Genomic DNA, 15,602 nt, shown 5'->3' on the forward strand with positions numbered 1-15,602 from the left:
TTCAACTTTCAAATCAGGCACTGACACGGTTTACCTCTTCGATGAATTTTCGCATCTTCTGACTATCCTTGATCCCCGGTGCGGCTTCTATGCCACTGGACACATCCACGCCATACGGCTGCACCTGGCGGATCGCGTCGGCAATGTTATCCGGCGTCAATCCGCCGGCAAGCAACAACGGTCGCGTGATATCTCGCGGCACGCGCGTCCAGTCGAACGTCTCGCCGCTGCCACCGGCTGCACCGACCGCATGGCTGTCGAGAAGAAATCCGCCAGCACCCGGATATTTCGCCGCAAACGCTGCAACATTTTGCGCCGCACCCATCGCTATCGCCTTGAGGTAAGGGCTGGCGAAACTATCACAATAGCCGGCGTCTTCGTTGCCGTGGAATTGCAGATAATCCGGACCAAATTTTTTCAAAACCTCGGCAACCCATACCGCATCATCATCCATGAAAAGTGCAACGCATGCCACGAACGGTGGCAACGCGGCACGAATCACACAGGCATTTTCCAACGCGATGTAACGCTTGCTCTCTCGCGTGAACACGAAACCTAAGGCATCAACTCCAAGCGCGGCAGCTTCCAGCGCATCGTTCATGCGCGTGATGCCACAAAATTTTACGCGCGTGCGCATCAAGGCAAGCATAAGGCCAACGCCAAACCGGATTCCGCCGGATACAACGGCTGCAGGAAGGTCAAACCTGCGGCGGCGGCGGTGGGTCCGGCCAAAGCGCGATCACGACCGGCCAGTAGTTGTGCAAGCCAATCAGTGGGCTGCTCGCCACGACCAATCGGCAAAAGACTGCCGACGATGTTACGCACCATGTGATGCAAAAATGCGTTCGCCTGAATCTCGACGATCACATGCTCGTGCTCGCGCCGCACACTGATTTCATGCACGGTGCGCACCGGCGATTTGGCTTGGCAAGCGACCGTGCGGAACGCGTTGAAATCATGTTCGCCGACGAGCGATTGCGCCGCGTCGTGCATCGCTTGCGCATCCAGCGCCTGGCGCTCCCACGCGACGTAACGCGCGTCCAGCGCGGGCCGCACGCGGCGATTCAAAATCACATAACGATAGCGCCGCGCCCGCGCACCGAAGCGCGCATGAAAATCCTCGCTCACGGTTTGAGCCCATAACACGCATACGCTGTCGGGCAGGCGAGAACTCACACCCAGCATCCAGCCACGCGGCGCACGTTCGGCCTTAGTATCGAAATGCACGACCTGGCACCGCGCATGCACGCCGGCGTCGGTGCGCCCGGCACAGACGACTTCGATCGGCGCATCGGCGACAAAACTCAGCGCGCGCTCGAGCGTCGCTTGCACGCTCGGGCCATGCTGCTGGCGCTGCCAACCGAGGAAGTCGGTGCCGTCGTATTCGACACCCAACGCGATACGCAAGAAAACTCTCCGCCATTAAAACCAGACCCGAGATTGTAACGTTTCTGGCGTGACGAAGACGAAAATCGAACCGCGCAAAAAACGAAACCCGGACATGCCGGGCTTCGTTGCAGCGCAGGCGAATCGCCTTATCTGACTTCTTCGAGCAGCTTGCGTGCTTCCTGTTTTTGCGTCTCGTTACCTTCGGCGATCACTTCTTCGATCATGCTGCGCGCGCCGTCGGGATCACCCATATCGAGGTAGGCGCGAGCCAGATCGAGCTTGGTAACGATGGCTTCTTCAAGCGCCAGCGGCTCGTGCAACGGAACCGCATGGTCGTGTTCGGGTTCGTCCATATCGACAAGGTCATGACTGGTGGGAGTGACATCAAAATCATGGTGCAGCGGCAAGTCGAGTTCGTCGCTGTCCAGATGATGCAAGTGCGGTTGTGTCACTGCGTCGTGCGCCACCGGAGCAGACCATGCCGCCGCTTTTTCCGGGGCGTAATCGTGGCTGTGATCCGGCATCGGCGCGATATCGTGGTCGAGCTCGGCATCGTCACGATCCGACGCGTAGTGCGCGTGGTATTCGGCGTCGGCGAACAACGGATGCGTCGGCGCAAGTTCCGCGCCCATCGCCTTCACCTGTTGCCATTCGAGCTGACTCGGATCAGTGATCTGCGCATGCATCGCCTGCGCTGCCGATTCAAACTTGGCGACGTCACGATGCGCGTAATACAGGCTCAGCAATTCGAGGTGACGATCAATGTCGTCAGGATGACGCGCGAGATCTTCGAGCAAGGCATGCTCTTCCTCGTCCTGCGCATGCGGCATATCCAGATCATCGCTCAATCCGGTTTCGCGAACCGGGCGGATCGGCGTGGCCGGCTTGCGCGAACGCAATAACGCGAACAGTCCGATGATCAGCAACAGCGCACCCGCACCCGACAGGATCAAGGTGTTTTTGTACCAAGGCTCATCGGCTACGACGGGCGTGGTTACTGCAGGTTTGGCGGCAACCGGTGCAGGCTTGGCGGGCGGCACGACCGCAATCGGCGCGGGCGGGGTGACGTGCGGCGCTTCGCTGCTGGCACTTGGCGTTGTTGTAGCCGGAGTTACATCCGCGAGCGGCGGCGAACTCGGTGCTGGCGGCGGCGTGGTGACCGGCGGCGTGGCAGGCGTCGGCGTGATCGCCGTTACTGGCGGCACCGCCGCTACCGTTGCCGGAGGCGTTGTATCGGATTTGCTTGCCGGTGACGGAGTAACCGCAGCATTCGCGGCCGCAGCCTTGGCTTTTTCAGCGTCGGTCAGAACCGGCGCCATCGCAGGCGGCGGTACAACAACAGGCGCCACTGCAGTGATCGGTTTGCTATCGACCGCGGGCTTGGCATCAGCGGGCTTGGCATCAGCGGGCTTGGCATCGGTAGGTTTGACATCAGCAACAACCGGCGCACTTGGCGCGGGTTTCACGGCAGCCGTCGCAGCGGCCTTGGTCGCTGCGTCCTGCGTATCCTTGAGCTTGCGCTGCAGTTCCGCAATTTCCGAATCTTTCAGGCTGATCAGGCGATCGTTCTTGCTTTTGATGTCTTCGAGATCTTTCAAGCGCGATTTCAGCTCGGCAGCTTCGTGCTCACGCGCGACCAGACTTTCCTGTGCGCGCGCCAACTCGGCGACACTGCCGTTGCTGGCAACAGTCTTGCCGTGACCGGCAGCACCGGGCTGATCAGCCTTGCCTTGATCATCCTTGCCCGCACGTGGCGGCACCAGCGCAAGGCGCTCGCTCACGCCTTTCTTGCCGCCAGCATCGGCCTTGGCCGGCGCTTTGTCGGTTTTGCTCGAAACATCGGTTTGACCACCGGCGACCATCGTCGGCTGGGCGCCCGACGCCCAGTCGTGCGCCTGGCTGTTCACTTGTGCCGCGGCTTCACGCAGCGATCCGATCGCCTGAATTTCATCAGCCGACGGAATGCGCAAGACCGCGCCGGTTTTCAGCGCATTGATATTGGGTTTGAAGAACGCCTGCGGATTGGCCTTGTACAAAGCCAGCATGAGGCGATTGAGATCGGTGGAACTGTCGCCGCGCACGGCCTGCGCCACTTGGCTCAGGGCGGAACCGCTGGTGACCGGACCAAACTCCTTGCCGGTGATCGGCGCACTTGCCGGTGCAGCAGCAGGTGCTTTGGCTGCGGCTACCGGAGCGGCCGGAGCTGGCGCGGATGCCGGCTGGCGCACTTTCGCCGGCGCCGTGTCGCCCGGCACGATTGCCGGCGTCTTGGCTACGACTGGCGCGGGCGCTGGTTTGCTAACAGCCGCGATCGAGGACTTGGCTGCCGGTGCAGTCACTGGCGGATCAAGCAGCACGGTGTACTCGCGCAGCAGCTTGCCCTTGGCCCAGTTGGCCTGTATCAGGAAATCCAGATACGGCTCGCGCACGTTTTCGGTGCTGGTGACCTGGATCACCGTACCGCCCTGCGGTTGGGTCACGACAGCGAATTGCAGCGCCGCGCCGACTCTGCCGCGAGACAAGCCTACGCGTGCAAAATCCTCGTCGTTCGCCAGCGATACGGCCAACTCGGCGGCTTCGCCAGGCGAGCTGACGGTGACCGGAATTTCGGCGATCAGCGGTTGATTCAGACCGGACTTGACCTGGATGGCACCCAGGCCCAGCGCCCAGACATTGGTTCCACCCAACGCCAGCGCGATGGCGAGCGACAGCTTGATTGGTGCATTCATTCCGTACTCTCCCCAAAAACCCGTATCCGAAACCGGACGTCACCCTACTACAAAAATACTCGAAAAAGTCTCACCACATGCACGTAACTATAGTTTACAAATAGCTTTTAACCAATAGCTCGGCGATCTGAACCGCATTCAGCGCCGCTCCTTTGCGAATATTGTCCGACACAATCCACAGATTGAGACCGTGAACGTGCGAGATATCCTCGCGAATGCGGCCGACAAAAACCGGGTCCTGCCCAGCCGCATGTGACACCGGCGTCGGATAGCCGCCTGCCTTGCGCTCGTCCACCACCACCACGCCCGACGTCGTTTCCAATAATGCGCGCGCCTGTTCGGCGCTGATCTTGTCGCGCGTTTCGATATGCACAGCTTCGGCATGGCCGTAGAACACCGGCACGCGCACTGCGGTCGGATTCACCTGGATCGTTTCGTCCTCGAAAATCTTGCGCGTCTCCCAGACCATTTTCATTTCTTCCTTGGTGTAGCCGTTGTCCTGGAAATCGTCGATGTGCGGAATGACATTGAACGCGATCTGCGCGCTGAACTTGGCCGGTGGAAATTCCTGGCCGTTGAGCATCGCCGCCGTCTGCTTGGCGAGTTCGTCCAGCCCGGAGCGTCCGGCGCCGGAGACCGATTGATAGGTCGCCACATTGATGCGCGTGATGCCGACCGCATGATGGATCGGCGCAAGTGCTACGAGCATCTGCATCGTTGAGCAATTCGGATTAGCGATGATGCCGTGTTTTTTGTACTGCGCGATCGCGTGCGGATTGACCTCGCTGATCACGAGTGGAATATCGTCTTGGTAGCGAAACTCCGAGGTGTTGTCGATCACCACCGCGCCCGCCGCTGCGGCACGCGGCGCGTGCTTGCGACTGACCGAACCGCCGGCCGAGAAGAACGCGATATCGACACCGCTGAAATCGTAGTTATCGAGATTCTGCACGGTGATGCTGCGCGCGCCGAACTCGATGGTGCTGCCCGCCGAACGTTCGCTGGCGAGCGCAACCAATTCGCTGATCGGGAACGCGCGCTCGTGCAGAATGCTCAACACGGTTTCGCCCACTGCGCCGGTGGCGCCGACCATTGCAATTTTATAGCTCGCCTTCTTGCTCATTGCTGTTTCTGTTCCCGTGCTGATTGCGAATTTGCCATTGAAAAGTCAGTGTTGTGCGTGCCTGACCATGTTGATTTTTTGCGTGCTGCGAATGCCGCCTCAGCCGCGCTGTTACTCCGGTTTGGCGCCCGCGACGGACGCCGAAATCAGCGGCGACATCACACCGACATCGCCGCATTGCGCGCGATGGCGCAACGCCTGATCCATCAGCACCAGCGCGACCATCGCCTCGGCGATTGGCGTGGCGCGAATGCCGACGCACGGATCGTGGCGGCCGGTGGTGATGACTTCGGTCGCCTCGCCCGCGAGGTTCACGCCGCGACCCGGCAAACGCAGACTCGATGTCGGTTTCAGCGCGATGCTCACGCAAACATCCTGACCACTGGAAATGCCGCCGAGAATGCCGCCGGCATGGTTCGACAGAAAACCTTGCGGCGTCATTTCATCGCGATGCTGGCTGCCGTGCTGCGCGACAGATTCGAAACCCGCGCCGATCTCCACACCCTTGACCGCGTTGATGCTCATCAAGGCTGCGGCGAGTTCGGCATCGAGTTTGCCGTAAATCGGCTCGCCCCAACCCGGCGGCACATTGTTCGCCACGACGTTGACGCGTGCGCCGATCGAATCGCCGGATTTGCGCAGCGCATCCATGTAACTTTCCAGCGTTGCGACCATCGCCGCATCAGGCCAGAAAAACGCATTGTCCTCGACCACCGACCAGTCGAAAGCCGCCGGGGTGTGCGGGCCGATTTGCGCGAGATAACCGCGCACCGAAATGCCGAAATGTTCATGCAGCCATTTTTTTGCAATGACGCCGGCGGCCACGCGCATCGTGGTCTCGCGCGCGCTCGAACGTCCACCACCGCGATGATCGCGAATCCCGTATTTGTGCCAGTAAGTGTAATCGGCATGCGCCGGTCGAAACGTCTCGGCGATATTGCCGTAGTCCTTCGAGCGCGCGTCAGTGTTGCGGATCAGCAGCGCCAGCGCGGTGCCGGTGGTCTTGCCTTCGAATACGCCCGAGAGAATTTCCACCGCGTCTTCTTCATGCCGCTGCGAGGTATGCCGCGATTTGCCGGTGGCGCGACGATCGAGATCGTGGCGAAAGTCCTCTGCCGTGATCGCGATGCCTGGCGGGCAGCCGTCGATCACACAACCGATTGCCGGACCGTGGCTTTCGCCGAACGTGGTGACACAGAGAATTTTTCCGAACGTGTTATGCGACACCGAGTTTCCTGTAGTGAATGCGACGTCCGTTTCGTTCAGCGAAACGGTTTTATAAATGCTTCAGCGCGCCGCGATGGCGGCCTCGATATCCTTGCGATGTTTGAGCAGATCGCGCTGCTCGATCACGAACACGCCCATCGGCCCGACCTTGAACTCGACCCAGACGAACGGCACGGTCGGCAACAACTCGACCAACGCATGCTCGCTATCGCCTACTTCGACCACCAGCACACCGTCATCGCTCAGATGCTGCGGTGCAGCTTGCAGAATTCGCAGCGCGAAATCCAGCCCGTCGTAGCCAGCCTTCAAACCTAGCGCGGGTTCATGACCATATTCTGGCGGCAAGTCGTCATATTCCTGCTCGGTGACATACGGCGGGTTGCTGACGATGAGTTCATAACGCAGATCGCCAATCGCGGCGAACAGATCCGAACGCAGCACGCGCACACGACGCTGCAGGTTGTGCATTGCAGCGTTTTCGCGCGCGAGTTCGAGCGCGTCCTCGCTGATATCGACACAATCCACCTGCCAATCCGGGTTGTATTCAGCTATCGCGATGCCGATGCAGCCTGAGCCCGTGCAAAGATCCATCGCACGGGTAACTTCACGACCTTCGAGCCATGGCTCGAAACCGCTTTCGATCAACTCGGCAATCGGCGAACGCGGCACCAGCACTCTTTCGTCGACCTTGAACGACATGCCGGCAAACCAAGCCTCACCCGTGAGATACGCGACCGGCTTGCGCTCGCTGATGCGACGTTCGATCAGTGCCAGCAATTGCTTGCGCTCGGCCTCGACCAATCGGCCCTGGCCGTACACTGGCGGCATATCGTGCGGCAGATGCAAGGTGTGCAATACAAGCTGGGTGGATTCATCCAGCGCGTTGTCGTAGTTGTGGCCGAAGGTCAGGCCCGCCGCCGCAAAGCGGCTGGCGCCGTAGCGGATAAAGTCGATGATGCTGGCAAGCTGGTCGGTCACGGTGTTTCCAAAGTCGGTCAAAGACGCCAAGTATAAGGAAACTCGGCGCAAAACGCCGGTCGATGGAGCGCACCAGCTATAATCGGCGGATGACTCAATCATCTACAACCCGCATCCCGTCCATCGCGTTGATCCTGATCGCGGCCTTTGCTTGCGGCCTCGGCCTGTTTGTCGCGCAACGTTATTTCAGCACGCCGAAACAACCGCCGCTGCAGGCGGCATTACTGTATCCGCAGGCGCGCGAAATTCCAGATTTCACTCTCACCCAAGCCAACGGCAAGCCGCTGACCAAAGCCGACTGGCGCGGTCATTGGACGCTGATTTTCTTCGGCTACACCAGCTGCCCGGATGTTTGCCCGACCACGCTGGCCGTGTTCAAGCAGGCTTGGGCCGAACTCGTCAAACTCGGACTGAACCAGCGCATCCAGATCGATTTCATTTCGGTCGATCCGCAGCGCGATACGCCCGAGCAACTGAGCAAATACGTGGCGTTCTTCAGCGCGGATTTCATCGCCGCGACCGGTAGCGACGAACAACTCACGCTAGTCACGCGCGGCACCGGCCAGATGTTCACGCGTGGGGTGGATGCGAAGGGCAATGTCGAGGTCGATCACAGCGCCTCGGTGGTGATCGTCAATCCGCAGGCGCAAGTAGCCGGTATGTTCCGCCCGCCGCTGTCGGCGCCGATTATCGTTGCCGACCTGCAAACCTTGCTCAAACCGGAATAAACGACGATGAGTCCATCGGTTCTGCTGCAATACCTGCTGCCGCATCGCGCCCTGTCGCGTCTCGTGTACTGGGCCACGCGCTGGCGCGCGCGCTGGTGGAAAAACATGCTGATCCGGAAAATCGTGAAAAGCTACGCCGTCGACATGAGCGAAGCCGCCGAACCGGATTGCACGGCTTACTCGAGTTTCAATGCGTTTTTCACGCGCGCACTGAAACCCGGGGCGCGGTCAATCGATACCGATGCGCGAGCGGTCGCGATGCCAGCCGACGGTTGCATCAGCCAGCTCGGACCGATTCACGAGGGCCGGATTTTTCAAGCCAAGGGTCAGGACTACAGCGCCACCGAATTGCTCGCAGACGCCGAGCGCGCCGCGATTTATCGTGATGGCAGTTTCGCCACGATTTATCTTTCACCGCGCGATTACCACCGCATGCACATGCCGTTGAGCGGCACCCTGGTCGAAACCGTGCATGTGCCCGGACGATTGTTCAGCGTCGCCCCGTTCGCGGTCGAAGCGGTGCCGCGATTGTTCGCGCGCAACGAAAGACTGGTCTGCCATTTTGACAGCGAGCACGGCCCGTTCGCTGTCGTGCTGGTGGGTGCGATGCTCGTATCGAGCGTCGAAACCGTCTGGCGCGGACTCGAAATTCCGCCGTACAGCAACCGCATCGTGACGCGGAATTATCAGGGCCGCGGCATCCAGCTCGAACGCGATATCGAACTCGGCCGTTTTAATATGGGCTCCACCGTGATCGTGTTGTTTCCTGCGGCGAGCGTCACGCTTGAGCCAAGCCTGCAGGCTGCGCAGCCGGTGCGGTTAGGGCAGCGGCTGGGCATGCGTAACTTGTAATTTCGACTATCCAGCTCTTACTGCGTGCAAACACTCACCTGCAACACCTTGCCCGCACGAATATCGGTATAGCCGTTCGGCTTGATGTGATTGGCTTCGGCGAGCGTGCGCGCGTCACGGCAGCCGAGCTTGCGCGCGATCGCGCTGAGCGTTTCGCCACGGCGCACGACATAGGTTTGCGATGACGTTTGCGCAGCGCGCGCGGGCGCTTTCGCCGCGCTGCTGCGTGATGCAGTTACCGCGGCTGGTATGCTCACTGGCGTGCTTAATACCGCGCTGTGCAGATCGCTGGCGAGTGTCATCCATAGACCCGACATGCAGGATTTTTCGTAGAGTGCGACCAGTTGCAACGGCACATTGATCGGCGTGCTCGCGGGCAGCACGGTGCGCGAATCGTAGGCCGGATTCATGTTGCGTAATGTGCGAAACCAGCCGTCGTGCAGGTTGCCTTCCTGGCCGAGACACACCGCGAGTTCAGCCAGCGATGTGGCATGCTGCAGGTTGATTTTACCGGGCCGCGTATCGAGTTTCGGAAACTGCAGGTTGTAGCGTTCGGGATGCAAGAACAGCCATGCCGCGGCCAGCACCACCGGCACGTAATCGCGCGTTTCCGGCGGCAGTTCGTAATAGACTTTCGGATCCCAGAAACTCGCGTCGGGCCTACTAGCGGCGAGGCGCCCTACTCGCCCCTCGCCGCCGTTGTAGGCGGCGATGACGAACTCGAGATTATTGTTGAACACCGCGAGTTGTTCGTTGAGGTACGCCGCGTTGGCGCGCGCTGACATCGCCGGGTCAAAACGTTGATCGAAACCATCGACCACGCCGAGTCCGAAACGCTGCCCAGTGGCCGGCATGAATTGCAGCAAACCCGCCGCGCCCGAGCGTGACAACGCGTGCACACGACCGCCAGACTCCTTGGCCATGATGCCGAACAACAGCGCCTCGGGCAGACCGGCCTTCTGATATTCCGGCCACATCTGGTAACGCAGGTATTCGTAGTTTTCGTAGGTGTCCATCAGATTGGGACGCAACGACGTCAGCCACTCTTCGAGCGCGACCTTGACCGGGCCGTTCAAGGTCATCACTTCGGACAGATCGCGACCTTTCAACAGCGTGATCGAATGCCCGATTTCCGGCAGCGATTCGGATACCGGCGAATTCTCGCCCTGCGTGGTGGTGGCTTCAGGCGTGGTGGTCGATTGATCGCTCGCGGCGAGCAAACTTTCGGGTGCGGGCATGCGTTCCAGCGCGCTGCTGAATCGCTGCACGTCGCAACCTTTGATCGCGGCGCAACGTTTCGCGGAATCCTGCACGTCGTCGCGCGCCGCCTGCGCGTCTTTCAGCGCAACGGCGGGATCAGCTTGCGGCGATGCCGTGGCAGCGTTGAAATTCTTGTTGTCGACATCCAGCCGCGCATACAAACTCGCCGCCGTTTCCACCGTGGGACGGCCCGGAACACGACGCGCGCTATTGTTGCCTGGCTGGCCCGCACAACCGGCGAGCACGGCGAAAATGGAACCACACAAAACCGAACGAAAATATGTCATCAAGAAGCTCTGAGTAAAAATCGATGAAGGGAATTTTTGCGCGACGCACGCATTTCGCGTTTTTTCCGCGCCATTCGTGCCGTATTTGATCGCTCTGCGCGACAAGAAGAATCGATGGCGCGAGCGCAGCAAGACCATGCCCGCAAGGTACACATGCAGGCGCGAACCGACAAGCATGGCGTGGCAATGCCGTTCAGCGTACGTCAGGGCTTTGCGCCTCGTTTTGTGCGAGGGGCTGCGTCGCGGCAGCCGTGCCGACCAGCATTTCATGCGCGGAAACGGGAAACTGCGGCAGATGCAAGCCGAACAACACGGCGATGATCACCGATGCGATACCGCCGATCGCCACCGTTGCGGGCGCACCGATATGTCCGGCAAAAAACCCCGCGAGCAACGCACCGATCGGCGCCATGCCCATGAACATCATCGCGTACACCGCCATCACGCGGCCGCGTAATGCATCGGGGCACAAGGATTGAATCAGCGTATTGCAGCTCGCCATCTGCAACATCATGCACAAGCCGACCACGACCAGCAGCGCCATCGACAACGGTAGCGAACGCGAAAACGAAAACGCGATCAGGCCGAGACCAAATCCGAGTGCGGCACGGAATACCCAGTTGCCGAGTCCCTTGAGCCGGCTGCGACGCGCGAGCAACAACGCACCGATCAGCGCGCCGAGTCCGGCTGAACTCATGAGCCAGCCGAGTTCGTAGGCGTTGCCGTGCAGAATCTTCGCCGCGAACACCGGCATCAGCACGGTGTACGGCATGCCGAGCAGACTCATGCCACCGAGCAACAGCAGCAACGATCGGATCGGTCGCGTGGTTGCGACAAATCGAAATCCTTCGAGGATGTCCGCGAGCGGCGAACCGTGCTTGCGTGTCACCATCGCCGCCGGCAAACGCATCAGCAACAGGCCGGTCAGCACGGCAATGTAACTCAGCGCGTTCAGCAGGAAGCACCAGCCTTCGCCGATACTCGTGACCAACACACCGGCCAGCGCAGGGCCGAGCAAGCGCGCGCCGTTGAACATCGATGAGTTCAGCGCGATCGCGTTCATCAGATCAGGCTTGCCGACCATTTCGACGATGAACGACTGGCGTGTCGGAATATCAAACGCGTTGCATACGCCGAGCAACGACGCGAGCACGAATACATGTTCGACCTGCACGGCCCCGCTCAAGGTTAATGCCGCGAGCACCGAGGCAAGCAGCATCGATGCGCTCTGCGTGCATAGCAGGATGGTGCGTTTGGGGAAACGATCAGCGACCGTGCCGCCGATCGTGGCCAGCAGGAACACCGGAATCTGGTTGCAGAATCCGACCAGACCCAGCAAGGCGGTCGAGCCGGTCAGGCTGTAGACCAGCCAGGATTGCGCCACGGTCTGCATCCACGTGCCAATCAGCGAGATCAGCTGGCCGGCAAAAAACAGCCGGTAATTGCGCGAACGCAGAGCGCGCAACATGCCGCCGTCGGGAACCACCGCACTCATTTTTCGACAGTCAGCCAATCACCATGCATGGCGTGCAGTACACACGCAAAGTCGTCGTCGACGCAAGATGTCCGCAACCATGCTTACAATCGATTACGCGGCCAAACGCGGCATCGAAAATGTGTTGTGCCGTTTGTCAGCTGAGCACTCATTCGAAGCCACCAATAAATACTTCGTCGCCGAGGATTCTCTGTTCGAGCACATCGCTGCTCGAAACCAGATTGCTCGCATCGCCCGCGTAGCGCGCGCTGATCGCATGTGCGGCGATGCGACCGATCAAGCCTGATGTGCTGCAACTCGCGTGTCCGCTGACGATAGTTACATTCGTGCAGATCAGCGTATTGCCATCGTAAAATTTTACCTTGCCCGAAGGCGCGGCGCCGCTCGTGCTGATGCTCGCGGTGAAGCTGACACTGTTGCCGGCTGGCGCCGGATTCAGCGATGAAGTCAGTGTCGTGTGGCTGACATGAAGACTACCGCCGCTCTCCGCGGTGGCGACGGTGAACAGACGCGCGGCAAGAAATACACGTGGCGTTTCACTAGCGCCGCTATCGTTTTCCGCGACGCCGGCCACATACATTCGGCCGGCGTCGTCGAGCAGCATCGCGGTCGCGCCATCCGCACCCGTGATCGAAAATTCCTTGCTGCCGCCGCTGCCGAAATCGGTGAGCGGATTGCCGTTGCCATCGAACTTCGCGATCAGCAGATCGTTGCTGGTCGCGGTAGTGTTGAGTTGTGTACCGGCGCCATACAAATGCCCGCCCGCATCGATCGCCAATGCATCAAGCATGCCGCCATCACCACCGAAATTGCTCTTGATGCCGTTGTGGCCGAACGTGCCGACGAAGGTGCCGGTGGTGGCATCCAGCTTGACCACGGCGGAGACAAACACCGATTCATCGGCGCTGATCGGCGTGCTCGTGCCGCCACCCAGATAAATATTGCCGCTGACCTCGAGCAGCGCGGCATTGAGAAAATCGTCATCGTTGTTGCCGAGGTCGAATGTTCTGAGTCCGTTGCTGCCGAATGCGATGTTTGGCCCGGCGCTGACCGCATCGATTTTCACGACCGCGTAATCATAATTGGCGCCGTTCGCATTCGAGTGCGTTTCGCCGGCCAGAAACAAATGTCCGCTGCTGTCCAGCGCGATGCTTTCGACATTGCTGAAACTGTTCGGCGCGGTGCCGAACGTGGCCATGCCACCGATACCAAACGCTGACACCAGATTGCCGTTACCGTCGAGCTTGGCCACCGCAAAAACCGCATCGGGTGTACCGGCTTGTCCGCCGACATAAATCTGTCCGGCGCTATCCAGCAGCACCGCGAACGCGCGACTGTAATTGTGCATCGGCAGGATTTTCGCACCGTTGTTGCCGAAGCTGCCGACCAGCGCGCCGCTGTCGCAACTCACTTTCCAGATGCCGAACGATTCGACCGGTTGTGGATCGAACAGGATGCTGCTGCCGACGATGATCATATTGCCGCTGCCATCCAGCGCGGCGGCATTGGCCGTGTCGAAATCGGTAGTGTCGATCGTGGCAATGCCGCCGTGACCGAAACTGGTGACACGATTGCCGTTGGCATCGAGCTTGATGATCTTGATCGCGGTATTGCCCTGCGAACTGCCGGCCGCGGCGGTCGAACAGAAACCGATCGTGTACAAACTGCCTTGCAGATCGCGCAGCAGTTTCACCGACATCAAGGTCGAGCTGGACAAGGCGCAACCGATATCCTCGGTGAGCATCCCGTCGCCGGAAAAACTTGGATCGAGATCGCCCGGCAACGCGGCGCGGACGATATTCGCCGCCGCAAGACAGAGCAGCAGAAAAAAGAATCGCAAGGCGTTCTGAAATATAAACATGTGCGACCTCGTGCCGGATGTGGTTTTCCGTTATTGCGAAAAACAGCGGCGAGAAGTCTCATCGGCGCGCGGCTTCGCTCGATACCGACGTGCGCAACGCGTATGCGACCACGACACCCGCTACAATCGGCACCGGCACCGCACTTTCGCGGCATCGCATGAGGTCGATCGCGTGAACGATATTCTGCTCGGTAAAATTCTGCCCTTGTCCGGCACTTCGGAAATTTTTCTGCAAGCGCGTTACGCCAACCGGCATGGCCTGATCGCTGGCGCCACCGGCACCGGAAAATCGGTGTCGCTCACCGTGATGGCGGAAGGGTTTTCGCGGCTCGGCGTGCCGGTCTTCCTGGCCGATGTGAAAGGCGATCTGGCCGGCTTGAGCCAGGCCGGTGTGGTCGGCGACAAGCTCAAGGCGCGCCTCGATACGCTTGGCATCAGCAATTACACACCTGCGGCCAGCCCGGTGGTGTTCTGGGATATTTACGGCAAACTCGGCCATCCGGTGCGTACCACGGTTTCGGAAATGGGGCCGGCGTTGTTCGCGCGCCTGCTCGATCTCAACGACGTGCAATCCGGCGTGCTCGAAATCGTGTTCAAACTCGCCGACGATCACGGTTGGCTGCTGCTCGATCTGAAAGACTTGCGCGCACTGTTGACGTTTGTGGTCGACAACGCCGCCGATATTTCCAAGACCATCGGCCTCGTCAATGCGTCTTCCGTCGGCGCCATCCAACGCGCGCTGCTGTCACTGGAACAAGCTGGTGGCGATATGTTTTTCGGCGAGCCCGCGCTCGATCTGGCCGACTTCATGCGCCAGGACATGAGCGGTCGCGGTATCGTCAATATTCTCGCCGCCGATCAACTCATCCTCAAGCCGAAACTGTATTCCACATTCCTGCTGTGGATGCTGTCGGAGCTGTTCGAGAAATTGCCCGAGATGGGCGATCTGGACATTCCGAAAATGGTGTTCTTTTTCGACGAGGCGCATCTGTTGTTCGACGATGCCAGCGCGGCATTGCAGCAGCGCGTCGAGCAAGTCGTGCGTCTGATTCGCTCGAAAGGCGTCGGTGTGTATTTCTGTTCGCAGAATCCCGACGACGTGCCGCAGGTGATTCTCGGCCAGATGGGCAATCGTGTGCAGCATGCATTGCGCGCATTCACACCGCGCGATCAGAAAGCCGTCAGGAGCGCGGCCGAAACATTTGCGCCGAATCCGAAAATCGATGTCGCGGCGGCGATCACTCAGCTTGGAGTCGGCGAAGCGCTCGTATCGACGCTGCAAGAAGGCGGCGTGCCGATGCCGGTCGAGCGCGCGCTGATCGTGGCGCCGAGTTGTCGCATCGGCGCGATCAGCGATGCCGAGCGCAATATCATCCGTTCGCGCTCGCCAGTCGGCACGAAATACGACACCGCGATCGATCGCGAATCGGCGTTCGAAATGCTGAGCCAGCGCGCGCAATCCATGCCTGCGACGGCACCGGCGTCGCAGGGTTCGACAGCGGCGCCGGCGGCAAACGCGGGCTCAAGCTGGACCAACGGCATTCGCGATGCGTTGCTCGGCACCGGCCGGCGTCAGGGCATGCTCGAAGCGTTCGCCAAATCCGCCGCGCGCAATGCCGGTGGGCAGATCATTCGCGGCGTGCTCGGCTCGCTGCTGGGCAAACGCTGAGCCG

At 60.3% G+C, this 15,602-nt stretch carries 12 protein-coding genes; 3 read left to right on the plus strand and 9 right to left on the minus strand.

Going from position 1 to position 15,602, the window contains the following annotated elements:
- Positions 1–13: 13 nt before the first annotated feature.
- The 6 genes from ELE36_RS14030 to prmB all read right to left on the minus strand — a co-directional run bounded on the left by ELE36_RS14030 (position 14) and on the right by prmB (position 7,446).
- A complete protein-coding gene (locus ELE36_RS14030; protein WP_207215786.1) occupies positions 14–649 on the minus strand; it encodes a phosphoribosylanthranilate isomerase in 636 nt (211 codons plus the stop codon).
- Positions 637–1,407, minus strand: coding sequence for a tRNA pseudouridine(38-40) synthase TruA (gene truA, locus ELE36_RS14035; protein ID WP_129834324.1), 771 nt, complete (start codon positions 1,405–1,407; stop codon positions 637–639). The genes ELE36_RS14030 and truA overlap by 13 nt, the downstream gene beginning before the upstream one ends.
- A gap of 128 nt (positions 1,408–1,535) precedes the next feature.
- Positions 1,536–4,118 (minus strand): motility hub landmark protein FimV, encoded by a 2,583-nt coding sequence (locus ELE36_RS14040; protein WP_129834326.1) that lies wholly within the window; start codon positions 4,116–4,118, stop codon positions 1,536–1,538.
- Positions 4,119–4,212: 94 nt separating this feature from the next.
- Positions 4,213–5,241: an aspartate-semialdehyde dehydrogenase gene (locus tag ELE36_RS14045; RefSeq protein WP_129834328.1), complete on the minus strand. Its 1,029-nt coding sequence runs from the start codon at positions 5,239–5,241 to the stop codon at positions 4,213–4,215.
- A 111-nt stretch (positions 5,242–5,352) separates the two neighbouring features.
- On the minus strand, positions 5,353–6,468 hold the full coding sequence (aroC, locus tag ELE36_RS14050; RefSeq protein ID WP_129834330.1) for a chorismate synthase: 1,116 nt from the start codon (positions 6,466–6,468) through the stop codon (positions 5,353–5,355).
- A 60-nt stretch (positions 6,469–6,528) separates the two neighbouring features.
- On the minus strand, positions 6,529–7,446 hold the full coding sequence (gene prmB / locus ELE36_RS14055) for a 50S ribosomal protein L3 N(5)-glutamine methyltransferase (RefSeq protein ID WP_129834332.1): 918 nt from the start codon (positions 7,444–7,446) through the stop codon (positions 6,529–6,531).
- An 89-nt stretch (positions 7,447–7,535) separates the two neighbouring features.
- Here prmB and ELE36_RS14060 point away from each other — a divergent pair, with 89 nt between their 5' ends.
- Positions 7,536–8,174: an SCO family protein gene (locus ELE36_RS14060; protein WP_165371615.1), complete on the plus strand. Its 639-nt coding sequence runs from the start codon at positions 7,536–7,538 to the stop codon at positions 8,172–8,174.
- Positions 8,175–8,180: 6 nt separating this feature from the next.
- The gene (gene asd / locus ELE36_RS14065; RefSeq protein ID WP_129834336.1) at positions 8,181–9,026 is read left to right on the plus strand and encodes an archaetidylserine decarboxylase; all 846 of its coding nucleotides are present in this window, start codon (positions 8,181–8,183) and stop codon (positions 9,024–9,026) included.
- Positions 9,027–9,043: 17 nt separating this feature from the next.
- Here asd and ELE36_RS14070 read toward each other — a convergent pair whose 3' ends face one another.
- The 3 genes from ELE36_RS14070 to ELE36_RS14080 form a co-directional block, all read right to left on the minus strand.
- On the minus strand, positions 9,044–10,573 hold the full coding sequence (locus tag ELE36_RS14070) for a lytic transglycosylase domain-containing protein (RefSeq protein ID WP_165371616.1): 1,530 nt from the start codon (positions 10,571–10,573) through the stop codon (positions 9,044–9,046).
- Between the two features lie 193 nt (positions 10,574–10,766).
- Complete coding sequence (locus ELE36_RS14075; RefSeq protein ID WP_129834340.1) at positions 10,767–12,068, minus strand: MFS transporter; 1,302 nt, start codon at positions 12,066–12,068, stop codon at positions 10,767–10,769.
- Between the two features lie 148 nt (positions 12,069–12,216).
- On the minus strand, positions 12,217–13,929 hold the full coding sequence (locus ELE36_RS14080) for an Ig-like domain repeat protein (RefSeq protein ID WP_129834342.1): 1,713 nt from the start codon (positions 13,927–13,929) through the stop codon (positions 12,217–12,219).
- Between the two features lie 172 nt (positions 13,930–14,101).
- Here ELE36_RS14080 and ELE36_RS14085 point away from each other — a divergent pair, with 172 nt between their 5' ends.
- Entirely contained in the window at positions 14,102–15,598 is a 1,497-nt protein-coding gene (locus ELE36_RS14085) for a helicase HerA-like domain-containing protein (RefSeq protein WP_129834344.1), read from the plus strand.
- Positions 15,599–15,602 lie beyond the last annotated feature (4 nt).

Source organism: Pseudolysobacter antarcticus (assembly GCF_004168365.1).
Taxonomy (GTDB): Bacteria; Pseudomonadota; Gammaproteobacteria; order Xanthomonadales; family Rhodanobacteraceae; genus Pseudolysobacter; species Pseudolysobacter antarcticus.

What these genes read in the sequence shown, in the direction of transcription:
- ELE36_RS14060 (WP_165371615.1), top strand. Translation starts at nt 7,536, where the DNA reads ATGACTCAATCATCTACAACCCGCATCCCGTCCATCGCGTTGATCCTG.
- ELE36_RS14075 (WP_129834340.1), bottom strand. Translation starts at nt 12,068, where the DNA reads ATGAGTGCGGTGGTTCCCGACGGCGGCATGTTGCGCGCTCTGCGTTCG.
- asd (WP_129834336.1), top strand. Translation starts at nt 8,181, where the DNA reads ATGAGTCCATCGGTTCTGCTGCAATACCTGCTGCCGCATCGCGCCCTG.
- ELE36_RS14070 (WP_165371616.1), bottom strand. Translation starts at nt 10,573, where the DNA reads ATGACATATTTTCGTTCGGTTTTGTGTGGTTCCATTTTCGCCGTGCTC.
- ELE36_RS14080 (WP_129834342.1), bottom strand. Translation starts at nt 13,929, where the DNA reads ATGTTTATATTTCAGAACGCCTTGCGATTCTTTTTTCTGCTGCTCTGT.
- ELE36_RS14045 (WP_129834328.1), bottom strand. Translation starts at nt 5,241, where the DNA reads ATGAGCAAGAAGGCGAGCTATAAAATTGCAATGGTCGGCGCCACCGGC.
- ELE36_RS14030 (WP_207215786.1), bottom strand. Translation starts at nt 649, where the DNA reads ATGCTTGCCTTGATGCGCACGCGCGTAAAATTTTGTGGCATCACGCGC.
- ELE36_RS14040 (WP_129834326.1), bottom strand. Translation starts at nt 4,118, where the DNA reads ATGAATGCACCAATCAAGCTGTCGCTCGCCATCGCGCTGGCGTTGGGT.